The organism is Streptomyces sp. Inha503, from assembly GCF_047215865.1.
In the GTDB taxonomy this organism is placed as follows: domain Bacteria; phylum Actinomycetota; class Actinomycetes; order Streptomycetales; family Streptomycetaceae; genus Streptomyces; species Streptomyces lycopersici.
In genome coordinates, this window is sequence record NZ_CP178360.1 from 2111318 (window position 1) to 2127219 (window position 15902).

Annotated in this window: 15 protein-coding genes; 9 read left to right on the forward strand and 6 right to left on the reverse strand. The window is 72.7% G+C overall.

The genetic code is table 11. The features are described 5' to 3' along the window. Positions 1-75 precede the first annotated feature (75 nt). Positions 76-432 (forward strand): hypothetical protein, encoded by a 357-nt coding sequence (locus ACJX2R_RS08580; RefSeq protein WP_413099524.1) that lies wholly within the window; start codon positions 76-78, stop codon positions 430-432. Positions 433-462: 30 nt separating this feature from the next. Here the strand turns inward: ACJX2R_RS08580 and ACJX2R_RS08585 are convergent, their stop codons facing one another. Both ACJX2R_RS08585 and ACJX2R_RS08590 read right to left on the reverse strand, forming a co-directional pair. Further along, positions 463-1122, reverse strand: a complete 660-nt coding sequence (locus tag ACJX2R_RS08585) for a response regulator (protein WP_413099525.1) — start codon at positions 1120-1122, stop codon at positions 463-465. Next, on the reverse strand, positions 1095-2357 hold the full coding sequence (locus ACJX2R_RS08590; RefSeq protein WP_413105804.1) for a sensor histidine kinase: 1263 nt from the start codon (positions 2355-2357) through the stop codon (positions 1095-1097). The genes ACJX2R_RS08585 and ACJX2R_RS08590 overlap by 28 nt, the downstream gene beginning before the upstream one ends. Positions 2358-2551: 194 nt before the next feature. Between ACJX2R_RS08590 and ACJX2R_RS08595 the strand changes: the two genes are divergently transcribed. Together ACJX2R_RS08595 and ACJX2R_RS08600 are read left to right on the forward strand one after the other, a co-directional pair. Continuing rightward, positions 2552-3289, forward strand: coding sequence for an ABC transporter ATP-binding protein (locus tag ACJX2R_RS08595; RefSeq protein ID WP_413105805.1), 738 nt, complete (start codon positions 2552-2554; stop codon positions 3287-3289). Next, on the forward strand, positions 3283-5748 hold the full coding sequence (locus ACJX2R_RS08600; protein WP_413099526.1) for an FtsX-like permease family protein: 2466 nt from the start codon (positions 3283-3285) through the stop codon (positions 5746-5748). The genes ACJX2R_RS08595 and ACJX2R_RS08600 overlap by 7 nt, the downstream gene beginning before the upstream one ends. Before the next feature lie 66 nt (positions 5749-5814). Here ACJX2R_RS08600 and ACJX2R_RS08605 read toward each other — a convergent pair whose 3' ends face one another. Then, complete coding sequence (locus ACJX2R_RS08605; RefSeq protein WP_262698887.1) at positions 5815-6234, reverse strand: YjbQ family protein; 420 nt, start codon at positions 6232-6234, stop codon at positions 5815-5817. A 101-nt stretch (positions 6235-6335) separates the two neighbouring features. Between ACJX2R_RS08605 and ACJX2R_RS08610 the strand changes: the two genes are divergently transcribed. The 5 genes from ACJX2R_RS08610 to ACJX2R_RS08630 all read left to right on the forward strand — a co-directional run bounded on the left by ACJX2R_RS08610 (position 6336) and on the right by ACJX2R_RS08630 (position 9851). After that, a complete protein-coding gene (locus tag ACJX2R_RS08610) occupies positions 6336-6419 on the forward strand; it encodes a putative leader peptide (RefSeq protein WP_350203233.1) in 84 nt (27 codons plus the stop codon). Between the two features lie 131 nt (positions 6420-6550). Next, entirely contained in the window at positions 6551-7360 is an 810-nt protein-coding gene (locus tag ACJX2R_RS08615) for an ABC transporter permease (RefSeq protein ID WP_262698886.1), read from the forward strand. Next, complete coding sequence (locus ACJX2R_RS08620) at positions 7333-8148, forward strand: ABC transporter ATP-binding protein (protein ID WP_413099527.1); 816 nt, start codon at positions 7333-7335, stop codon at positions 8146-8148. The genes ACJX2R_RS08615 and ACJX2R_RS08620 overlap by 28 nt, the downstream gene beginning before the upstream one ends. 114 nt (positions 8149-8262) lie before the next feature. Further along, positions 8263-9297, forward strand: coding sequence for an ABC transporter substrate-binding protein (locus tag ACJX2R_RS08625; protein ID WP_413099528.1), 1035 nt, complete (start codon positions 8263-8265; stop codon positions 9295-9297). A gap of 89 nt (positions 9298-9386) precedes the next feature. Further along, positions 9387-9851, forward strand: a complete 465-nt coding sequence (locus tag ACJX2R_RS08630) for an ATP-binding protein (RefSeq protein WP_413099529.1) — start codon at positions 9387-9389, stop codon at positions 9849-9851. 49 nt (positions 9852-9900) lie between these two features. Here the strand turns inward: ACJX2R_RS08630 and ACJX2R_RS08635 are convergent, their stop codons facing one another. Next, on the reverse strand, positions 9901-10683 hold the full coding sequence (locus tag ACJX2R_RS08635; RefSeq protein WP_413099530.1) for a TetR/AcrR family transcriptional regulator: 783 nt from the start codon (positions 10681-10683) through the stop codon (positions 9901-9903). A 164-nt stretch (positions 10684-10847) separates the two neighbouring features. Between ACJX2R_RS08635 and ACJX2R_RS08640 the strand changes: the two genes are divergently transcribed. Beyond that, positions 10848-12071, forward strand: coding sequence for a DUF418 domain-containing protein (locus ACJX2R_RS08640; RefSeq protein WP_413099531.1), 1224 nt, complete (start codon positions 10848-10850; stop codon positions 12069-12071). Positions 12072-12187: 116 nt separating this feature from the next. On the opposite strand, the gene ACJX2R_RS08645 is transcribed toward ACJX2R_RS08640, so the two are convergent. Both ACJX2R_RS08645 and ACJX2R_RS08650 read right to left on the reverse strand, forming a co-directional pair. Next, positions 12188-12706 (reverse strand): lytic polysaccharide monooxygenase auxiliary activity family 9 protein, encoded by a 519-nt coding sequence (locus ACJX2R_RS08645; protein ID WP_413099532.1) that lies wholly within the window; start codon positions 12704-12706, stop codon positions 12188-12190. Positions 12707-13083: 377 nt separating this feature from the next. Then, positions 13084-15846 (reverse strand): FAD/NAD(P)-binding protein, encoded by a 2763-nt coding sequence (locus ACJX2R_RS08650; protein ID WP_413099533.1) that lies wholly within the window; start codon positions 15844-15846, stop codon positions 13084-13086. Positions 15847-15902: the final 56 nt, after the last annotated feature.

Here is a 15902-nt window from a genome sequence, read left to right on the forward strand (position 1 = left end):
AGATCGCCGAAGGGGCCCTGGCCAACGAGGACGCCTGGGAGGGGGTTCGCGTACTACATCGAGCAGCTCTGCCGGATGCAGGCCGTCGATCCGGCGGTCGCCGATGTGGTCGGGGGCCGCTACCCGGGCGCCGAACGCCTCATGGCCGTCTGCGGCCGGACGCTGGACGCCGCCAAGCGCATCATCGAGCGGGCCCAGGACTCGGGTGCGCTGCGCCCCGACTTCACCACAGAGGACCTGGTGTTCGTCCTCGGCTCCAACTCCGTGCTGGCCCGCACCACCCCCCGCACGGCCCCCGACGCCTGGCGCCGCAATATCGCCTTCCTCCTCGACGGACTGCGCACCGAGGCCGTCCGCCGGCCACTTCCCGTGGGCCCGCTCACCCCGGACCAGGTCCACGAGGTGATGGAGAACCTCACGGGCAAGCGATAGCCGGGCCGGTCCTCCCGGTCGTCCTCCGCGTCACGCCCGCAAGTAGGCGAGGACCGCCAGCACCCTGCGATGCGTCTCCTCCGCCGGAGGAAGGTCCAGCTTGGTGAGGATGCTGCCGATGTGCTTTCCCACGGCCGCCTCGGACACCACCAGCGCACGGGCGATGGCGCCGTTCGACTTGCCCTCCGCGATCAGCCCCAGCACCTCCCGCTCCCGCGCGGTGAGCCGTTCCAGCGGATCGCGGCGCCGGCGCAGCAACTGGCGTACCACTTCGGGGTCGACGACGGTGCCACCGTCCGCGACCTCGCACAGGGCGGCCACGAAGTCCGCCACCTGACCGACGCGGTCCTTCAGCAGGTAGCCGACGCCCGTGCCGTCACCGGAGTCCAGCAGTTCCGAGGCGTACGTCCGCTGCACATACTGGCTGAGCACCAGGACGGGCAGTGTGGGCCGCTTCTCGCGCAGCCGCACGGCCGCGCGCAGGCCCTCGTCCTGGAGCCCCGGGGGCATCCGCACATCCGTCAGGACGATGTCGGGAGCGTGCTCCTCGACCGCGGCGAGCAGCGCGGGAGCGTCGCCGACGGCCGCGACGACATCGTGCCCGCAGCGGCCGAGCAGGCCGATGAGCCCCTCCCGCAGCAGCACACTGTCCTCCGCCAGTACTACGCGGAGCGGTCGGTCCGTACGCAAGGGATCTCCACACGCAACAGGGTCGGTCCGCCCGGCGGACTGGACAGGGAGATTCTGCCATCCAGCGCCGAAACCCGGTCCGCGAGTCCGGTCAGGCCGGTTCCGGCGCCTGCGTCCGCACCGCCCCGGCCGTTGTCGCGCACCTCGAGGAGCAGCCGTCCGTCCCGGTGGCTCCCACGCACCTCCGCGCGGCTCGCCGCGCTGTGCCTGGCGACGTTGGTCAGGGCCTCGCGGACGACGAAGTACGCGGCGGCCTCGACCGCTTGGGGCAGCCGTCCGGACAGGGCCAGATCCACGTCCACGGGGATCGCGGAGCGGTCCGCGGCGTCGGCGACGGCCGCGGGGAGGCCGTGGTCCGACAGCACCTTGGGGTGGATGCCGCGGATGAGTTCGCGCAGCTCCGCGAGCACCTGGTCCGCCTCCTCATGGGCCTTCTCGAGCTGATCGGCGACCGGTCCGGGAGGGGCGTCCAGACGGGCCAGACCGAGCGTCATCGTCAGTCCCACCAGCCGCTGCTGCGCCCCGTCGTGCAGATCGCGCTCGATGCGCCGCCGTTCCGCCTCGAAGGCGTCCACCAGCCGGAGGCGGGAACGGGTCAACTCGACGACCCTGGTGCCCAGTTCGGCCTCGCGCGGAGCGACCAGCAGACGTGTCAGTCCGGCCCGGGCGCCCGCCACCACCCCCAGGACGTAGGCGCCCAGCAACAGGAGCACCACACCGAGGACGGCGATACCGGAGGCCGCCGGCCAGGTGGTGACCGTCCACTGCTTGAGCACCTTCGCCTCCTGGCCACCACCGACCGTGGCCATCAGCAGCGGGGTCGCGACCATGGACAGCGGGCAGAGCAGGGCCACGGCCACGACGAGCGCGTCGACCGGCCACAGCACCACCGCGAACAGCAGGGCGTGGCCGAGCTCCCGCCACGTCACCTGCTCCCGCATGCGCGTGGTCAGCCAGGGCCACAGGCCATGGGCGGCGGGCGCCCGGTGCGGGTCGACGGCGGGGTCCGCGTCGATCAGACGCATCCGGTGCCGTTCCACCCAGGCGACCGGGATTCCGGTGAGGGCCGCGAGGACGAGCAGCGGGATTCCCACCAGTACGAGGGCGAGAACGGCTCCGGCCGCCGCCGTGGCCGCGATCACCACGAGCGCGACGACACCGGTCACCGCTCCGGTGAGCAGATATCCGGCGGCGCGCCACGGCCACGACGACAGCAGGAAGCCCGGTCCGGACATGGCGTGCCACACGTTCCGCGGGTGCATGGGGGCCACCGTAGAAGGCCCCGCCCCGCCGCTGCCATCGGGCCAGGGAGTCCTTCGGGGGTATGCCTGGCCCTACCCCAGGTCTCGCCCCTGCCGTACTGCGGCGCGGTGCCCCCGCGCGGTTTCGTGAGGTCACCGAGGACGACAACCCGGCGGAGTGGGGACAGATGAACAACGACGTGATCCAGTTGCGTTCCGTCAGCAGACGCTACGGTTCCGGCGATGGCGCGGTGACGGCGCTCGACGACGTCTCGCTGACGTTCCCCAGGGGATCGTTCACCGCCGTCATGGGCCCCTCGGGATCCGGCAAGTCGACGCTGCTTCAGTGCGCCGCGGGGCTGGACCGCCCCACGTCGGGGTCGGTCACCATGGCCGGGACCGAGCTGACGAAGCTGAGCGAGACCAGGCTGACCCTGCTGCGCCGCGAGCGCGTCGGGTTCGTGTTCCAGGCGTTCAACCTGCTGCCGTCCCTGACCGCGGAGCAGAATGTCACGCTGCCCCTGCGCCTCGCCGGCCACCGCCCCGCCAAGGCCCGGGTGCGTGAGGTGCTTCAGCGGGTCGGGCTCGGCGAGCGGGCGCGGCACCGGCCGGCGGAGCTGTCCGGTGGCCAGCAGCAGCGCGTCGCCCTGGCCCGCGCCCTGATCACCCGGCCCGATGTGCTCTTCGGCGACGAACCGACCGGTGCGCTCGACTCGCGGACCGGCCGTGAGGTGCTGAGGTTGCTGCGTGACATGGTCGACGGCGAGGGCCAGACGATCGTCATGGTCACGCACGACCCGGTGGCCGCCTCCCGGGCCGACCGTGTGCTCTTCCTCGTCGACGGGCGGGTGAGCGGCGAGTTGGCCGGGGCCGGGGCCGACGCCATCGCCGCGCACATGGCCACGTTGGAGGCCGTGCCGTGCTGAGCGTCGCCCTGCGCACCCTGCGCACCCGCTGGGCCACCTTCGCCGGCAGCTTCGTCGCCCTCGCGCTGGGTGTCGCGCTGACCGCGGTGATGGGCCTGGCGCTCGCCTCGTCCCTGGACGCGCCCGACCGCGGGCCCGAGCGGTTCGCCGCCGCGCCGGTCGTGGTCAGGGGAGCCGACACCCTGCGGGTGGACACCCCGACCGGCGTCCAGGTCCGGAAACTCGCACATCCGCGGCCCGTGCCCGCCGGGACCGTCGCGAAGCTGCGAGGGCTGGGCGCCGTCGTCGCGGACCGGTCGTTCGCCGTACGGGCGCGGGGCGGCCCGGACGACCTGATGGGGCACCCCTGGTCCACCGCCGCCTTCGCCCCGTACCGGATCGACGCGGGACGCCCGCCCCGCGCGGCCGACGAGGTCGTGGTCAGCGGGGCCTGGGCGAGGCCGGGGAAGCGCGTACGGACCGACCGCGGCACCGTGCGGGTCGTCGGAACCGTCGCCGGGCGCGGCTTCGAGAACGCCGTCTTCTACACCGACGCACGTGCCGCCCGGCTGTCACCGGTCAGCGTCCAACTCGTCGTGGACGCCGCCCCGGCCGCCGTGCGCGAGGCGGTACGCGGCAGCGACGGCGTCCGGGTCCTCACCGGGCAAGGACGCCGCCAGGCCGACCCCGACCCGGACCGGGACCGCGACGCCCTCGCGGCGATGAACGCGATGTTCGGCACGGCCGGGGGCGTCGCCGCCTTCGTGTCGGTGTTCGTGGTGGCCTCCACCTTCGCGTTCGCGGTCGCCCAGCGGCGCCGGGAGTTCGGGCTGCTGCGGGTGGCGGGGGCGACCCCGGGCCAGATCCGCCGGATGGTCTTCGCCGAAGCGTTCGTGGTGGGTGTGCTCGCCTCGGCCACCGGCTGTCTGCTCGGCGCGTACGGTGCGCCACGGCTGGCCGACCTGGTGGCCGACGGTGGTCTCGCGCCGCGCTGGTTCACCATCGGCGACCACATCTGGCCGTACCACCTGGCCTTCTGGACGGGGCTGTTCGTCGCGCTGTGCGGCGCCGCGGCCGCGTCCTGGCGGGCGGGCCGCACCGCTCCCGCCCAGGCGCTGCGCGAGGCGTCAGCGGACACCACGACGGGCGGCACGATGACCTGGGGCCGATGGCTGTCCGGCCTGGCCCTGCTGGCGACCGCCGCCGTGACGCTGTGCCTGGCCCTGTTCACCGACCCGGGCGACCTGCTGCACCGGAAGACCTATGTGAGCCGGCCGATGCTGCTGATCAGCGCGGTCGCGCTGCTCGCGCCAGTCGCGGTGCGCCCGCTGACCCGGCTGATCGCCTGGCTCCCGGCCCGGCTGCCCGGTGCCGGCGGCATGCTGGTGCGGGAGAACGCCGCCGCCGGTGTGCGCCGTACGGCCGCGATCGCGGCGCCCGTACTGGTCACGGTCGCCCTCGCCGGTTCGCTCCTGGGCGCCACCGCGACGCTGAACCGGGCGCGGGCCACCGAGACCCGTCAGCGGACGGCCGCCGACTTCGTCATCACCCCGGCCGGGGGTGCGGGCTTCGATACGGCGGCGCTGCGCAGGCTGCGCGAGGTACCCGGGGTCGAGGTGTCCGCGACCTCGTCGAGCGCCGTGTACGTCCTGGAGGACGGTGTGTCGCTCCGCGAGTCCGACGCCCGCGCCGCCGACCCGGGCCCGCTCGCCGCCACGTCCCGACTGCCGATCGAGGCCGGGGAGGCGGGCGATCTCGACGACGACTCGATCATCGTCAATGGCGAGTGGCAACGGCACACCGTGGGCGAGCGGGTGCGGGTGTGGCTCGGCGACGGCACGGAGAGATCGCTGCGGATCGCGGCGGTGATGGCCACCGGCACCGGCGACAACGGCGTCTACGTCACCCCGCGCAACGCACCGGGCGCGACCGCGGACCGGGTCGACATCGCCCTCGCAGCCGGCGCCGACGCGGACGCCGCGGCCACCGGGCTGCGTGCGGCGGTGCGCACCACCGGCGGCCACGTCCTGACCAAGAGCCAATGGGTGAGGGCGAGTTACCCCGAGACCAACCGCACGACCCGGCTCGGCTTCCTGCTGGTCCTCGGCATCGCCCTCCTCTACACGGGCATCTCCGTGGCCAACACCATGGTGATGGCGACCGCCGACCGCGTCCGCGACCTGGCCGTGCTGCGCCTGGCCGGAGCCACCACCTGGCAGGTGCTGCGGCTGGTGGGCGCCGAGGCGCTGACGGTGGTCGCGGTCGGCGCGGCCCTGGGCGTCCTGGTCACCGGGGTCAACCTGGTGGGCATGTGGAGCGCCCTGGCCCTGCTGTCGGTACGGACCACGATCGACGTCCCCTGGACGCCGATCGGCGCCGCCGTGGCCGCCTGCGCGGTGCTCGCCGTGGTCTCGTCGGTCGTCCCCGCCGCGTTCGCCCTGCGCCACCGGGCGGTGGCGCTGGCGGGCCTGCGGGAGTGACCACCTCGGCCCACGTCGGCCCAACCTCAACCCATGTCAACCCATGTCAGCCCATGTCAGCCCACGTCAGCCCAGGAAGCTCAGCCGCACCTGGCGGTCGGGGTTGTCCCGGTTGGTGTCGACCAGGCACACCGACTGCCAGGTGCCCAGGCCCAGCCTGCCGCCGATGACCGGGATGGTGGCGTGCGGGGGAACGAAGGCGGGGAGGACGTGGTCGCGTCCGTGGCCGGGGCTGCCGTGGCGGTGGCGCCAGCGGTCATCGGCGGGGAGGAGGTCGCGCAGGGCGGAGAGCAGATCGGTGTCGCTGCCGGCGCCCGTCTCCAGGATGGCGATCCCGGCCGTGGCATGCGGGACGAAGACGTTGAGCAGGCCGTCGCCGCCGTCCGCCACCTCGCGCAGATACGACTCGCAGTCGGCGGTGAGGTCGGCGACGGTCTCGGTGGATCCGGTGGTGACGCTGATGGTGTGGGTACGGAATGTGCTCATGGAACCATCCTGATACGCCGTCGGGTAAAACTCCCGCAACAAAGGTCCGAGGGGCAAGACACCATTGACCGGTTCTGGACGTCCTCGCTAGCTTCGAGGGCATGTCTACGTCAGCCCTGCTCACCACGCGCGGTCATATCGACCTGCTGCGGGTGGCGTCCGCCGCGTGTCCCGGCCTCCGCTGACCTTCTCCCCCCTCCTTCACCCCTCCTCCCCCTCGCCTCGGTCCCGTTCCGCCGTACCGTGCTGACCGTCGTGTCGTACGGCGTGTACGGGCCTGTACCGGCATCGAGGCGTACCCCTTTGTGGAGCCCCCATGTCCCCGGTTCTCGAACCGGTCGTGCCGCTCTCCGCGCGCCGCCGCACCGTGCCGCGATGGCTGCGCCGTACGACCGGACCCCTTCTGCTGCTGGTGCTCTGGCAGGTGTCCAGCGCCACCGGCGTGTTGCCCTCCGACACCCTGGCCTCCCCCGGCACCATCGCCAGTACCGCCTCCGACCTGGTCGAGGACGGCACCCTCCCGCACGCCATGCTGGTGTCCGTGCAGCGGGTGCTGATCGGGCTGGCGCTCGGCGGTGTCATCGGGGTCTCGCTCGCGCTGGTCTCCGGGCTGTCCCGGCTCGGCGAGGATCTCGTCGACGCGAGTGTGCAGATGCTGCGCAGCATCCCCTGGGTCGGCATGATCCCGCTGTTCATCATCTGGATGGGCATCGGCGAGGCCCCGAAGATCGCGCTCATCGCGCTGGGCGTCACCTTCCATCTCTATCTGAACGTCTACGCGGGCATCCGCGGCGTGGACGCCCAGCTCATCGAGGCCGGGAACTCGCTCGGGCTCGGCCGCTGGGGGCTGATCCGCCATGTGGTGCTGCCCGGGGCGCTCCCCGGCGCGATGACCGGGCTGCGCTACTCCCTCGCCACCGCCTGGCTGGCGCTGGTCTTCGGCGAGACCATCAACGCCGACGACGGGATCGGCTTCCTGCTCAACCGCGCACGGGAGTTCTTCCAGACCGATGTGATCGTGGTCTGCCTGATCGTCTACGCCGCGCTCGGCCTGCTCGCCGATTTCATCGTCCGCACTCTGGAGAGGCTGCTGCTGCAATGGCGACCGAACTTCACCGGCAAGTGAGTTCCCTGGAGAAGGACTCCCTGGAGGAGGGGGAGTTGGGGCAGGAGAAGGAGGGCGAGAACGGCGGTGCCGCGGTGCGGGTGCGCTCGCTGACCCGCTCGTTCGACGGCCGCGCGGTCATCGACAACCTCCAACTGGACGTACCGGCGGGAGAGTTCGTGGCGCTGCTCGGCCGCAGTGGCTGCGGCAAGTCCACGCTGCTGCGGGTGCTCGCCGGGCTGGACCGGGAGATCGAGGGCGAGGTGCTGGTGCCGCGCCGCAAGGCCGTCGCCTTCCAGGCGCCCCGGCTGATGCCCTGGAAGCGGGTCTGGCGCAATGTGCTGCTCGGGCTGCCCGGCCGCCCCGGGCGGGCCGTGGCCGAGCGGGCGCTGAACGAGGTCGGGCTCGGCCATCGCGTCGACGCCTGGCCCAAGACCCTCTCCGGCGGCGAGGCCCAGCGCGCCTCGCTCGCCCGCGCACTGGTGCGCGAGCCCGATCTGCTGCTGCTGGACGAGCCGTTCGGCGCGCTGGACGCGCTCACCCGGATCACCGCCCAGCAGCTGGTGGCCGAGCTGTGGCAGCGGCGCGGCTGTGCGGTGCTGCTGGTCACGCATGACGTGGAGGAGGCGCTGCTGCTCGCCGACCGCGTCCTGGTGATGGACGGGGGCGTGATCGCGCATCAGATCCGGGTGGACCGGGACCGGCCGCGCGACATCGGCGATCCGCTCCTCGCCGAGCTGCGCACCGAGCTGCTGGACCGGCTGGGTGTGAAGGCGCCCGAACCGGCCGCCGTCCACAAGGTCGCCTGACGGCCGCCCGGTCCAGCACGTACCGCCGGATCCGGCCCGCCCTCCAGAACTCCCCGTACTCCCGCACCCCCGTACTCCCGTACTTCCCGTACCTCCCGAACGGACCCTGCTGACATGCGACGGCGTATCGTCCCCGCCCTGTCCCTCCCCCTCGCCCTGCTGCTGTCCGCCTGCGTCAGCTCGCACGCGCAGAACGACTCCGGCTCCTCCGGCAACACCGACGGCAAGGGCGATGTGACCCTCAAGGTCGGTGACCAGAAGGGCAATGACGAGGCGGTACTGCGCGCCGCCGGGCAGCTCAAGAACCTCCCCTACAAGATCAAGTGGTCGACGTTCACCTCCGGCCCGCCGATCCTGGAGGCCGTGAGCGCCAAGGCCGTGGACATCGGCGGGGTCGGCAACACCCCACCGGTCTTCGCCGCGGCCGCCAGGTCCCACATCAAGGTCGTGGCCGCCAAGCACGGCACGTCCGACGGGGAGACGATCCTGGTCAAGAAGGGGTCGCCGGTGAAGAAGACGGCCGATCTCAAGGGCAAGTCGGTGGCGGTCGCACAGGGCAGCTCGGCCCATTACCAACTGGTCGCCTCGCTGGCCAAGGCCGGGCTCTCGATCAAGGACGTCAAGGTCAGCTTCCTCCAGCCCGCCGACGCCCTGGCCGCCTTCAGCCGCGGCAAGGTGGACGCCTGGGCCGTCTGGGACCCGTACACCTCCCAGGCGCTGCGCCAGTCGGACGCGCGGGTCCTCACCACGGGCCAGGGGGTGGTCAACGGCCTCAACTTCCAGGTGGCCAACCCCTCCTCCCTCGAGGACAAGAAGAAGGTCAAGGTCATCAAGGACTATCTCGGGCGGCTCCGCCGGGCCCAGGACTGGGTCTACAAGCACCCCGAGGAGTGGGCCAAGGTGTGGGGCAAGGAGACCGGGCTGCCGTACCAGGTGGCGCTTGACTCGGTGAAGCGGACCAACGGCACCAGGGTGTACGTCGCCGTCGACAAGCCCGCCGTCGCCTCGGAGCAGGAGATCGCGGACACCTTCGCGAAGCTGAAGCTCACCCCGCGCCGCTATCAGTTCGCCGACTATGTCGACACCCGCTTCAACGGGGATCTGCCGCCCTCCACCTCCGCACCGCGCACCTATGGAAAGGGATCCTGAGGGCGTCCCTTTTCGGGAGCGCCGCATCGGGTAAGCGCGTGGAAACCGTCAGCCGCGCGATACGTACCCGATGAAACGAGGTGAGCGTCATGCACACCGCCACGGCCCAGCGGACGGCCGCCACGCCGTCCACGGTGCGGGAGACCCTGGAATGCCGCCCCGAAGCCGCCGCGCACGCACGACATCTCACCAGCGGCTTTCTGGAAGGCCTGCGTCCGGCGCCCGGTCAGGGCGCCGCCGACGCGGTGATGCTGGTCGTCTCGGAGCTGGTCACCAATGCCGTACGGCACTCGGGCGGCCGGTTCTGCTCGTTGCGCGTGTCGGCCGACCCCGACGCCATCACCGTCGCCGTCGGCGATGCCAGCCGCGTACCGCCGCACCGGCGCTCTCCGGATGTGCGCGGCGAGGGGGGCGGATTCGGCTGGCCGATGATCAGCGGCCTGGCCACGGCCACGGCCGTCCGTGAGGAGCCGGGGGGCAAGACCGTGACCGCGGTCATCGCCCGAAGAGGACGGGTGTCGGGGCGTGCCACCACCGCCCCGACACCGAATTGACCCACTCCGTGCCCTCGCGTGGCGTCATCGCCCCCTGCCGCGTCCCGCTCTAGCCCGTCCCCGTCCGCGCGCGGTCGACGGCCACGGCGATCCCGTCGAGGACGCGTTCGAGGCCGAAGACGAAGTCATGGTCGGTCGCCGGATCGTCGTACGCCCCGTCGGGCGCCGCCTCGAACAGGCCCGACGAGAACAACAGCGCCACCTGCGGAAAGCGGTCCGGGGTGATGAGCCGCGCCAGGGTCCTGCCGTAGGCCCGTTCGGTCTCCTCCTGGCTCAGTCCCGTTTCGCTCCTGCCCTGCGCGTGTTCCTGGGACAGCAGGGAGGCGTGGCGCACATAGCCGCTGAGCAGGGCCAGACTGCCGACCTTCGCGGCCCAGTCCAGCTCCGTGCCGCTCAGCGCGCTCAGGCCCGCTTCCATCCAGGCGATCTCATGGGGCCCCATCGGCGGCCCCGCGATGGGGAGGCGCGGGAGCCAGGGACGGTCGTGGTGGACCAGCCGCTGGGCGACGGTCCACTGCCGTAGCCCCTCGCGCCACCGGTCCGGCGCGGTCTCGACCTCGGGCGGAGAGCCGAGCGCCAGGTCCCGCATGAGGACGAGGAGCTCGTCCTTGGACCCCACATGGCGGTAGAGGGACATCGGGGAGACGCCCAGCTCCTTCGCGATCTTCGGCAGCGTCGCGCCCGCCAGCCCGTCGCGGTCCGCCAGTTCCACCCCCGTCCGCACCACGCGCTCGGTGTCGAGTGCGGCGGGCCGGCCGAGGCCCGAGGCCGGGGCCGGGAGCCTCCACAGCCGGGCCAGCTCGGCGGGTGCCTCCTCCTGCTCGGCCGACATGGCGCTTCTCCTTCTCCTGCCTCGGTTGCTCACCAGGTACATCATGGCCTACCGGCACTTAGTATCTGCCATATAGATTATGCCTTATACTAAGCCAGGGCGCCGAGGGCTCGCCCATGCCCCTTGCCCGCTGGGCCCTCATGTCAGGACGGAGAGAGATCCAGGTGACAGCCATAACGCAGTCCCATGCCCAGGGCCCCGCACGGGGCCCCGTCCGCCGGACCGAACGGGCCCTGGCCCCCGATCTGGCGCGGGGCACCATGCTGCTGTTCATCGCGCTCGCGAACGCCGCGGTGGCCGCCTTCGGCAACCAGCCGGGCGCCGAGGCGTCGCCACACGGCTGGGAACGCCCGTTCAACCTCGTCATGTTCGTCTTCGTGCACGCCCGCGCCTATCCGATGTTCGCCGTGATGTTCGGCTACGGGCTGGTGCAGCTCACCCGCAGACAGGACGCGGAGGGGTCCGGGCCCGGCGCGGCCCGCTCGGTGCTGCTGAAGCGCAACGCATGGCTCGTCGCCTTCGGCCTCGTCCATGCCGCACTGCTCAACTTCGGTGATTTCCTCGGGGCCTACGGCATCGTCGGCATCGCCTTCACCCTGCTGCTCCTGCGCCGGGGCGAGCGTGTGCACCGCGTCGTGCTGTGGCTGTGGGGGTGCACGGCGGTGTACGCCGCCGCCCTGGCGGCCGTGGCCGGGTACCGCGCCACGCACGGCGGCCCGGGGTCCGCCGCCGTGCCGACGGACGACGTCGACTCACTCACGGCCCCCGACTACCTCACGTCCGTGGCCGACCGGCTCGGCGAGTGGCCGATCCACACACTGACCGCGCTGGGGATCGTCGTGATCGTCTGGCTGGGCGCGTGGGCCGCGCGGCGCGGCATCCTGGAGGACCCGGCCCGCCACCGGCGGCTGCTGGTCCGCACCGCCGTGGTCGCGCTCGGTGTCGCCTTCGCGGGCGGGGTGCCGATCGGCCTGGTCAGCGGCGGATTCGTACATGTCGACAAGGCCACCGCGGACGCGTTCCTGAGCCTGTACGAAGTGAGCGGCCAGTTCGGCGGCCCCGGATATGTGGCGCTCTTCGGGCTCCTCGCGCTGCGCCTGTCGAAGGCAGGCACCGCGTCGCGGCGGAAGCTTCCCGTGGAGGCCCTGGCGGCGCTCGGCCAGCGGTCGCTGAGCGGCTATCTGTTCCAGTCCCTCGCATGGGTGGTACTGCTCTCCCCCTTCGCGCTCGCGCTCGGAGAGCGGACCGGCAGCCCGACGCTCACCGCATTCCTGAGCGCCGTCCTGGTCTGGCTCGCCACGGTGGCCGGGGCCCATCTCCTCCAGCGCCGTTCGCTTCCGGGGCCCGCCGAAAAGCTGCTGCGCAGGCTGACGTACGGCCCCCGATAGCCGGGCGCACCGCATTTCCCGCACACGGCGACGCCGAAGGCCGGCCGCCCCAGAGGCGACCGGCCTTCGGTGTTCAACCGCCGATGTTCAAACAGCCCGCGTTCACCCGACCGCGTTCAGCCGCCGATGTTCACATCGATGCAGGCGTAGAAGGCGTTGGCGGTGTCCGCGATGTTCCAGACCGCGAGCACCTTCTGCTTGCCCTTCAGGCCGCCGAAGTCCACCTGGTGGGTGACGGTCTCGCCCGGCTGCGCCCCGCCGTCGTTGACCTCGGCGACCTTCTGGCCACCGACGAAGTACTGCCAGGTGTTGGTCGCGTGACGCGCGGTCAGCTTCCAGGTGAAGTCGGCCTTGGACGGGATGGGCGTGACCGCCCAGCCCTTGCTGTCGTCGTCGAGTTCGGCGAACTTCGCATTGCCACCGCTGCAACTCGTCAGCCCCTTGGGGCCTTCGACGCTCTGCGGCTCGTACTTGATGTCGCCGCAGGACACGGTCCCGGCCGCACACTGGGCCTGGCGGCTCGGCGGGGTGGAGATGTAGCCGTGCGCGCTGGCCTCGCTCGCGGGGAGGCTCAGCGCGACCAGGGGGGCTATCCCCGCGCCGACGACGACCGCCAACTTTCGTTTCATGTTCATGCCAACTCCTTCACGGCGAGGCCCCACGCCAGACGGGAAGTCCTTGCCGAAGGTGGGGATGTGGGGGGATGTGGGGGGTGGCTGCACGGAGCGCTTCACGGGCCGCGAGGGGCGGCCGTGAATCAGCGCCGCACTAGGTCTAGACCATACCCTCTGTCCGTTCACGGTCAAGACGTGTGACGGAAGTGGTCTGGTCCACTGTCATCCCCACACATGTCACCGCCCCGGCCCGGGAATCCGGGCCGGGGCGCGTGGGAAACAGTGGGGCTCCGCCCCAGACCCCGGAGACTGGGGCGGAGCCCCGGTTGAGGGAAGGGGAGGGGGAAGCACCGATATGCGGCTCCGCCGCGTGGCCCGCCGCGGGCGGCACAGTGCGGTCAGGAGGAGAGGGCCGCCAGCCGTCGGCGGTCGTGGGGGGAGGAACGGCGGTCCAGCCGCTCCTCCAGACGATCGCGGGCCGCCTCGCACCGGCCCGCGGACACGAGCGCGTACAGCAGGGCCTCCTCCACGACCTCGCGCTGCGCTGCGCTACCGCCCACGCCGGGGAGGCGTGGCAGGAGGCGCTCCAATCCGCGTGCCGCGTCCGTCCAGCGCTCCTCCAGGATGTCCTCGAACGCCGCGCACAGCGGGGCGATGACACGTCGCTGCACCTCGTCGGCGCGCAGGGCGTGGACCCGCAGCCGCCGCAGCCCCGGCAGGTCGTCCGCGGCGGTGAGGGCGACGGCGGAGTGCAGGGCGACGAACGCGGTGGCCGGGCGCTCCAGGACGTCGGCGGGCGCCGTGTCCAGGACGTCGCCGATCGGGAACGGGCCCTGCCACGCACCCGCCAGCCGGGCCCGCCACAGCAGGGAGCCGGAGTCGACCAGGGCGCGGACCCCGTACACCTTCCCCGGCGACAGCTGCTCCGCCCACCGGCGGCGGACCGCCGCGGTGTCCTCGAGGGCGAGTTCGTGGAGGGCGGCGTGCCAGGAGAAGTGGGCGCGATGTGTTCCGCCGCGGCCCTGGTGGGCCAGCCATCGCTGTAGTCGCTCACGGCCCGCCCGGTGGTCGCCGGACTCGTAGTGCACATGGGCGAGCGCGTGCATGGCGTGGCCCGAGGCGGGTTCGGCGGCCAGGGCGCGCTCGGCCAGGACTCCGGCCTCGTCGTAACGCCCCTGCTCCTGGCGCATGAAGGCGAGCAGGGAGGTGTGGAACCAGCTTCCCCCGTGTGCCGGGGCGGTGTGCTCGACCACGCGGAGCGCGGTGGTGCCGTCGAGATCGCGCAGACCGGAGAAGGCGATGGTGGGCACGGCCACGGCGAGCGCCAGCGCGTCACCCGGATACTCCTCCAGGTGGCGCAGGAGGGCGGCGTCACCGTCCGCGGATGTGTGCGGGACGCGGCGGGAGACGACGTCCACGAAGGAGCGTTCGTAGTCGTCGGCGCGTTCGCGCACCGCGCGCCGGGCGTCGGCCAGGGCCCGGGGGACATCCACGTCGGCCCCGCACTCATGGCCGATGAGCGCGAGCGCGGCGTGGCCGAGGGCGAAGCCGGGGTCGAGCGCCACGGAGCGGCGGAGCGCCTGCGCGGCCCCGGTCCGGACCTTCAGCAGCCGGTCCACGCCGAGGCGGTAGGCGGTGGCGGCGGCCGCGTGGGTGCTGAGGGGGAAGCCCGAGGTGTCCGTGGGCCGACGTGTCGGACGCCGGGCGGGGCCGTCGGTGGCGGGGGGTGCGGGGGCCGTCCACGGGTCGAGGACGGCCTCGGCGATCGTGGCGGCCTGTGCCCGGATCTCCGGGATGGCGGTGGTCTCCCACAACTCGCCACGGCGGGGCGCGCCGAGGGTCCACAGGGGGCGTGTGGTGCCGCCGTCCGCGCCACGCAGCCGTCCGTGGTCGGTGGCGACGCCCATGCTCAGCGGGCCGGGCATCGCGGTGCCCTGGTCGAGCAGGCTCCGCCACAGCGGGTCGGCCGTGTCGGAGAGCCGCAGGCCCGGCCCCGTACAGTCCACCACCCAGCCCACGGGCAGCGTGCGGGGGCCATCGGCGGTGGTGAGGGACACGGTCAGGGAGCCGTCCGGCCGGGCCCAGGCGGAGGCGAGCCGCCCCTGGTACGTCCGCATCCGCCGGGTGCGGCGCATGCGCCCGACCGCCTCGGCGGTGGCCGGGGGCATGCGGTGGCGGTGGGTGTTCCACAACGAGCCGTCCCGCTCGACGAATTCGGCCCGTTCCGCGGTGGACATCGACGCCCAGATCTCGGCCGTGACCGGGCGCAGCCCGTCCACCGCGGGCCGCCAGTCGCCGTGGCTGCGCATGACGCGGCCGATGTGCCGGCGCACCGCGGCCCGCAGCGCGGCCAGGGAGAGACCGTGCAGTGGGGCCGTACACGCGGCGGCGGGCAGCGGGTCCACCGCATGCGCCTGCGGCAGCCTTCCGCCACGGGACACGCTGTGTACCGTGCGACCGGGGCGGTCGAGCGTCATGGCGATGTCCACCGAGGTCAGCCCGGTGCCGACGAGGAGTACATCCTCCTTCTGGCCGTCCTGGAGGGCGGCGTCCAGGGCGCCCGGCGCCCAGGGGTCGGCGATGAAGCGGTCATTGCCACGCAGGTCCTCGGGGGCCCAGGCGGAGCTTGCGCGGGACGGCCCGGTGGCCAGCACCACGCGGTGCGCCTCGACGGTACGGCCGTCGGCGAGCTCCAGCCGGGCCCGCGGGTCCCCGCCGCCGGGGAGGGTGGTCCAGTGGCAGCCGGTGGCCCGGGTGCGCAGTCGGCGGACGGTGACGACGCCCTGGGCGGCCATGATGGCCCGGCCGAGGGTGTCGGCGAGGTAGGCGCCGTAGCGGTAGCGCTCCGCGAAGTCGCCGCTCCGTACGTCCGGTTCACCGTGGTGGCACAGCCATCGCACGAAGTGTCCGGGATCGTCGGGGTAGCAGCTCATCTTGCCCGCCGGGACGTTGAGCCGGTGGCGCCGGTCGAGAGTGGAGTAGGCGACGCCGCGACCGGCCTCCGGGGCGGGGTCGATCAGCAGGAGTTCGAACGGGACACGGCGGCGTGCCGCCGTCTCGCAGAGCTGAATCGCCACCAGCGCGCCGGCGGCCCCCGCCCCCACGACGGCGACGGTCCTCGTATACGGCCCTGACGTGCTACACGGCTCTGGCGATGCCATGTGATACCTCCTGCTTCCCCGGAACCGGCGGCGGAGCAGAACCGATGCCCCGCTCA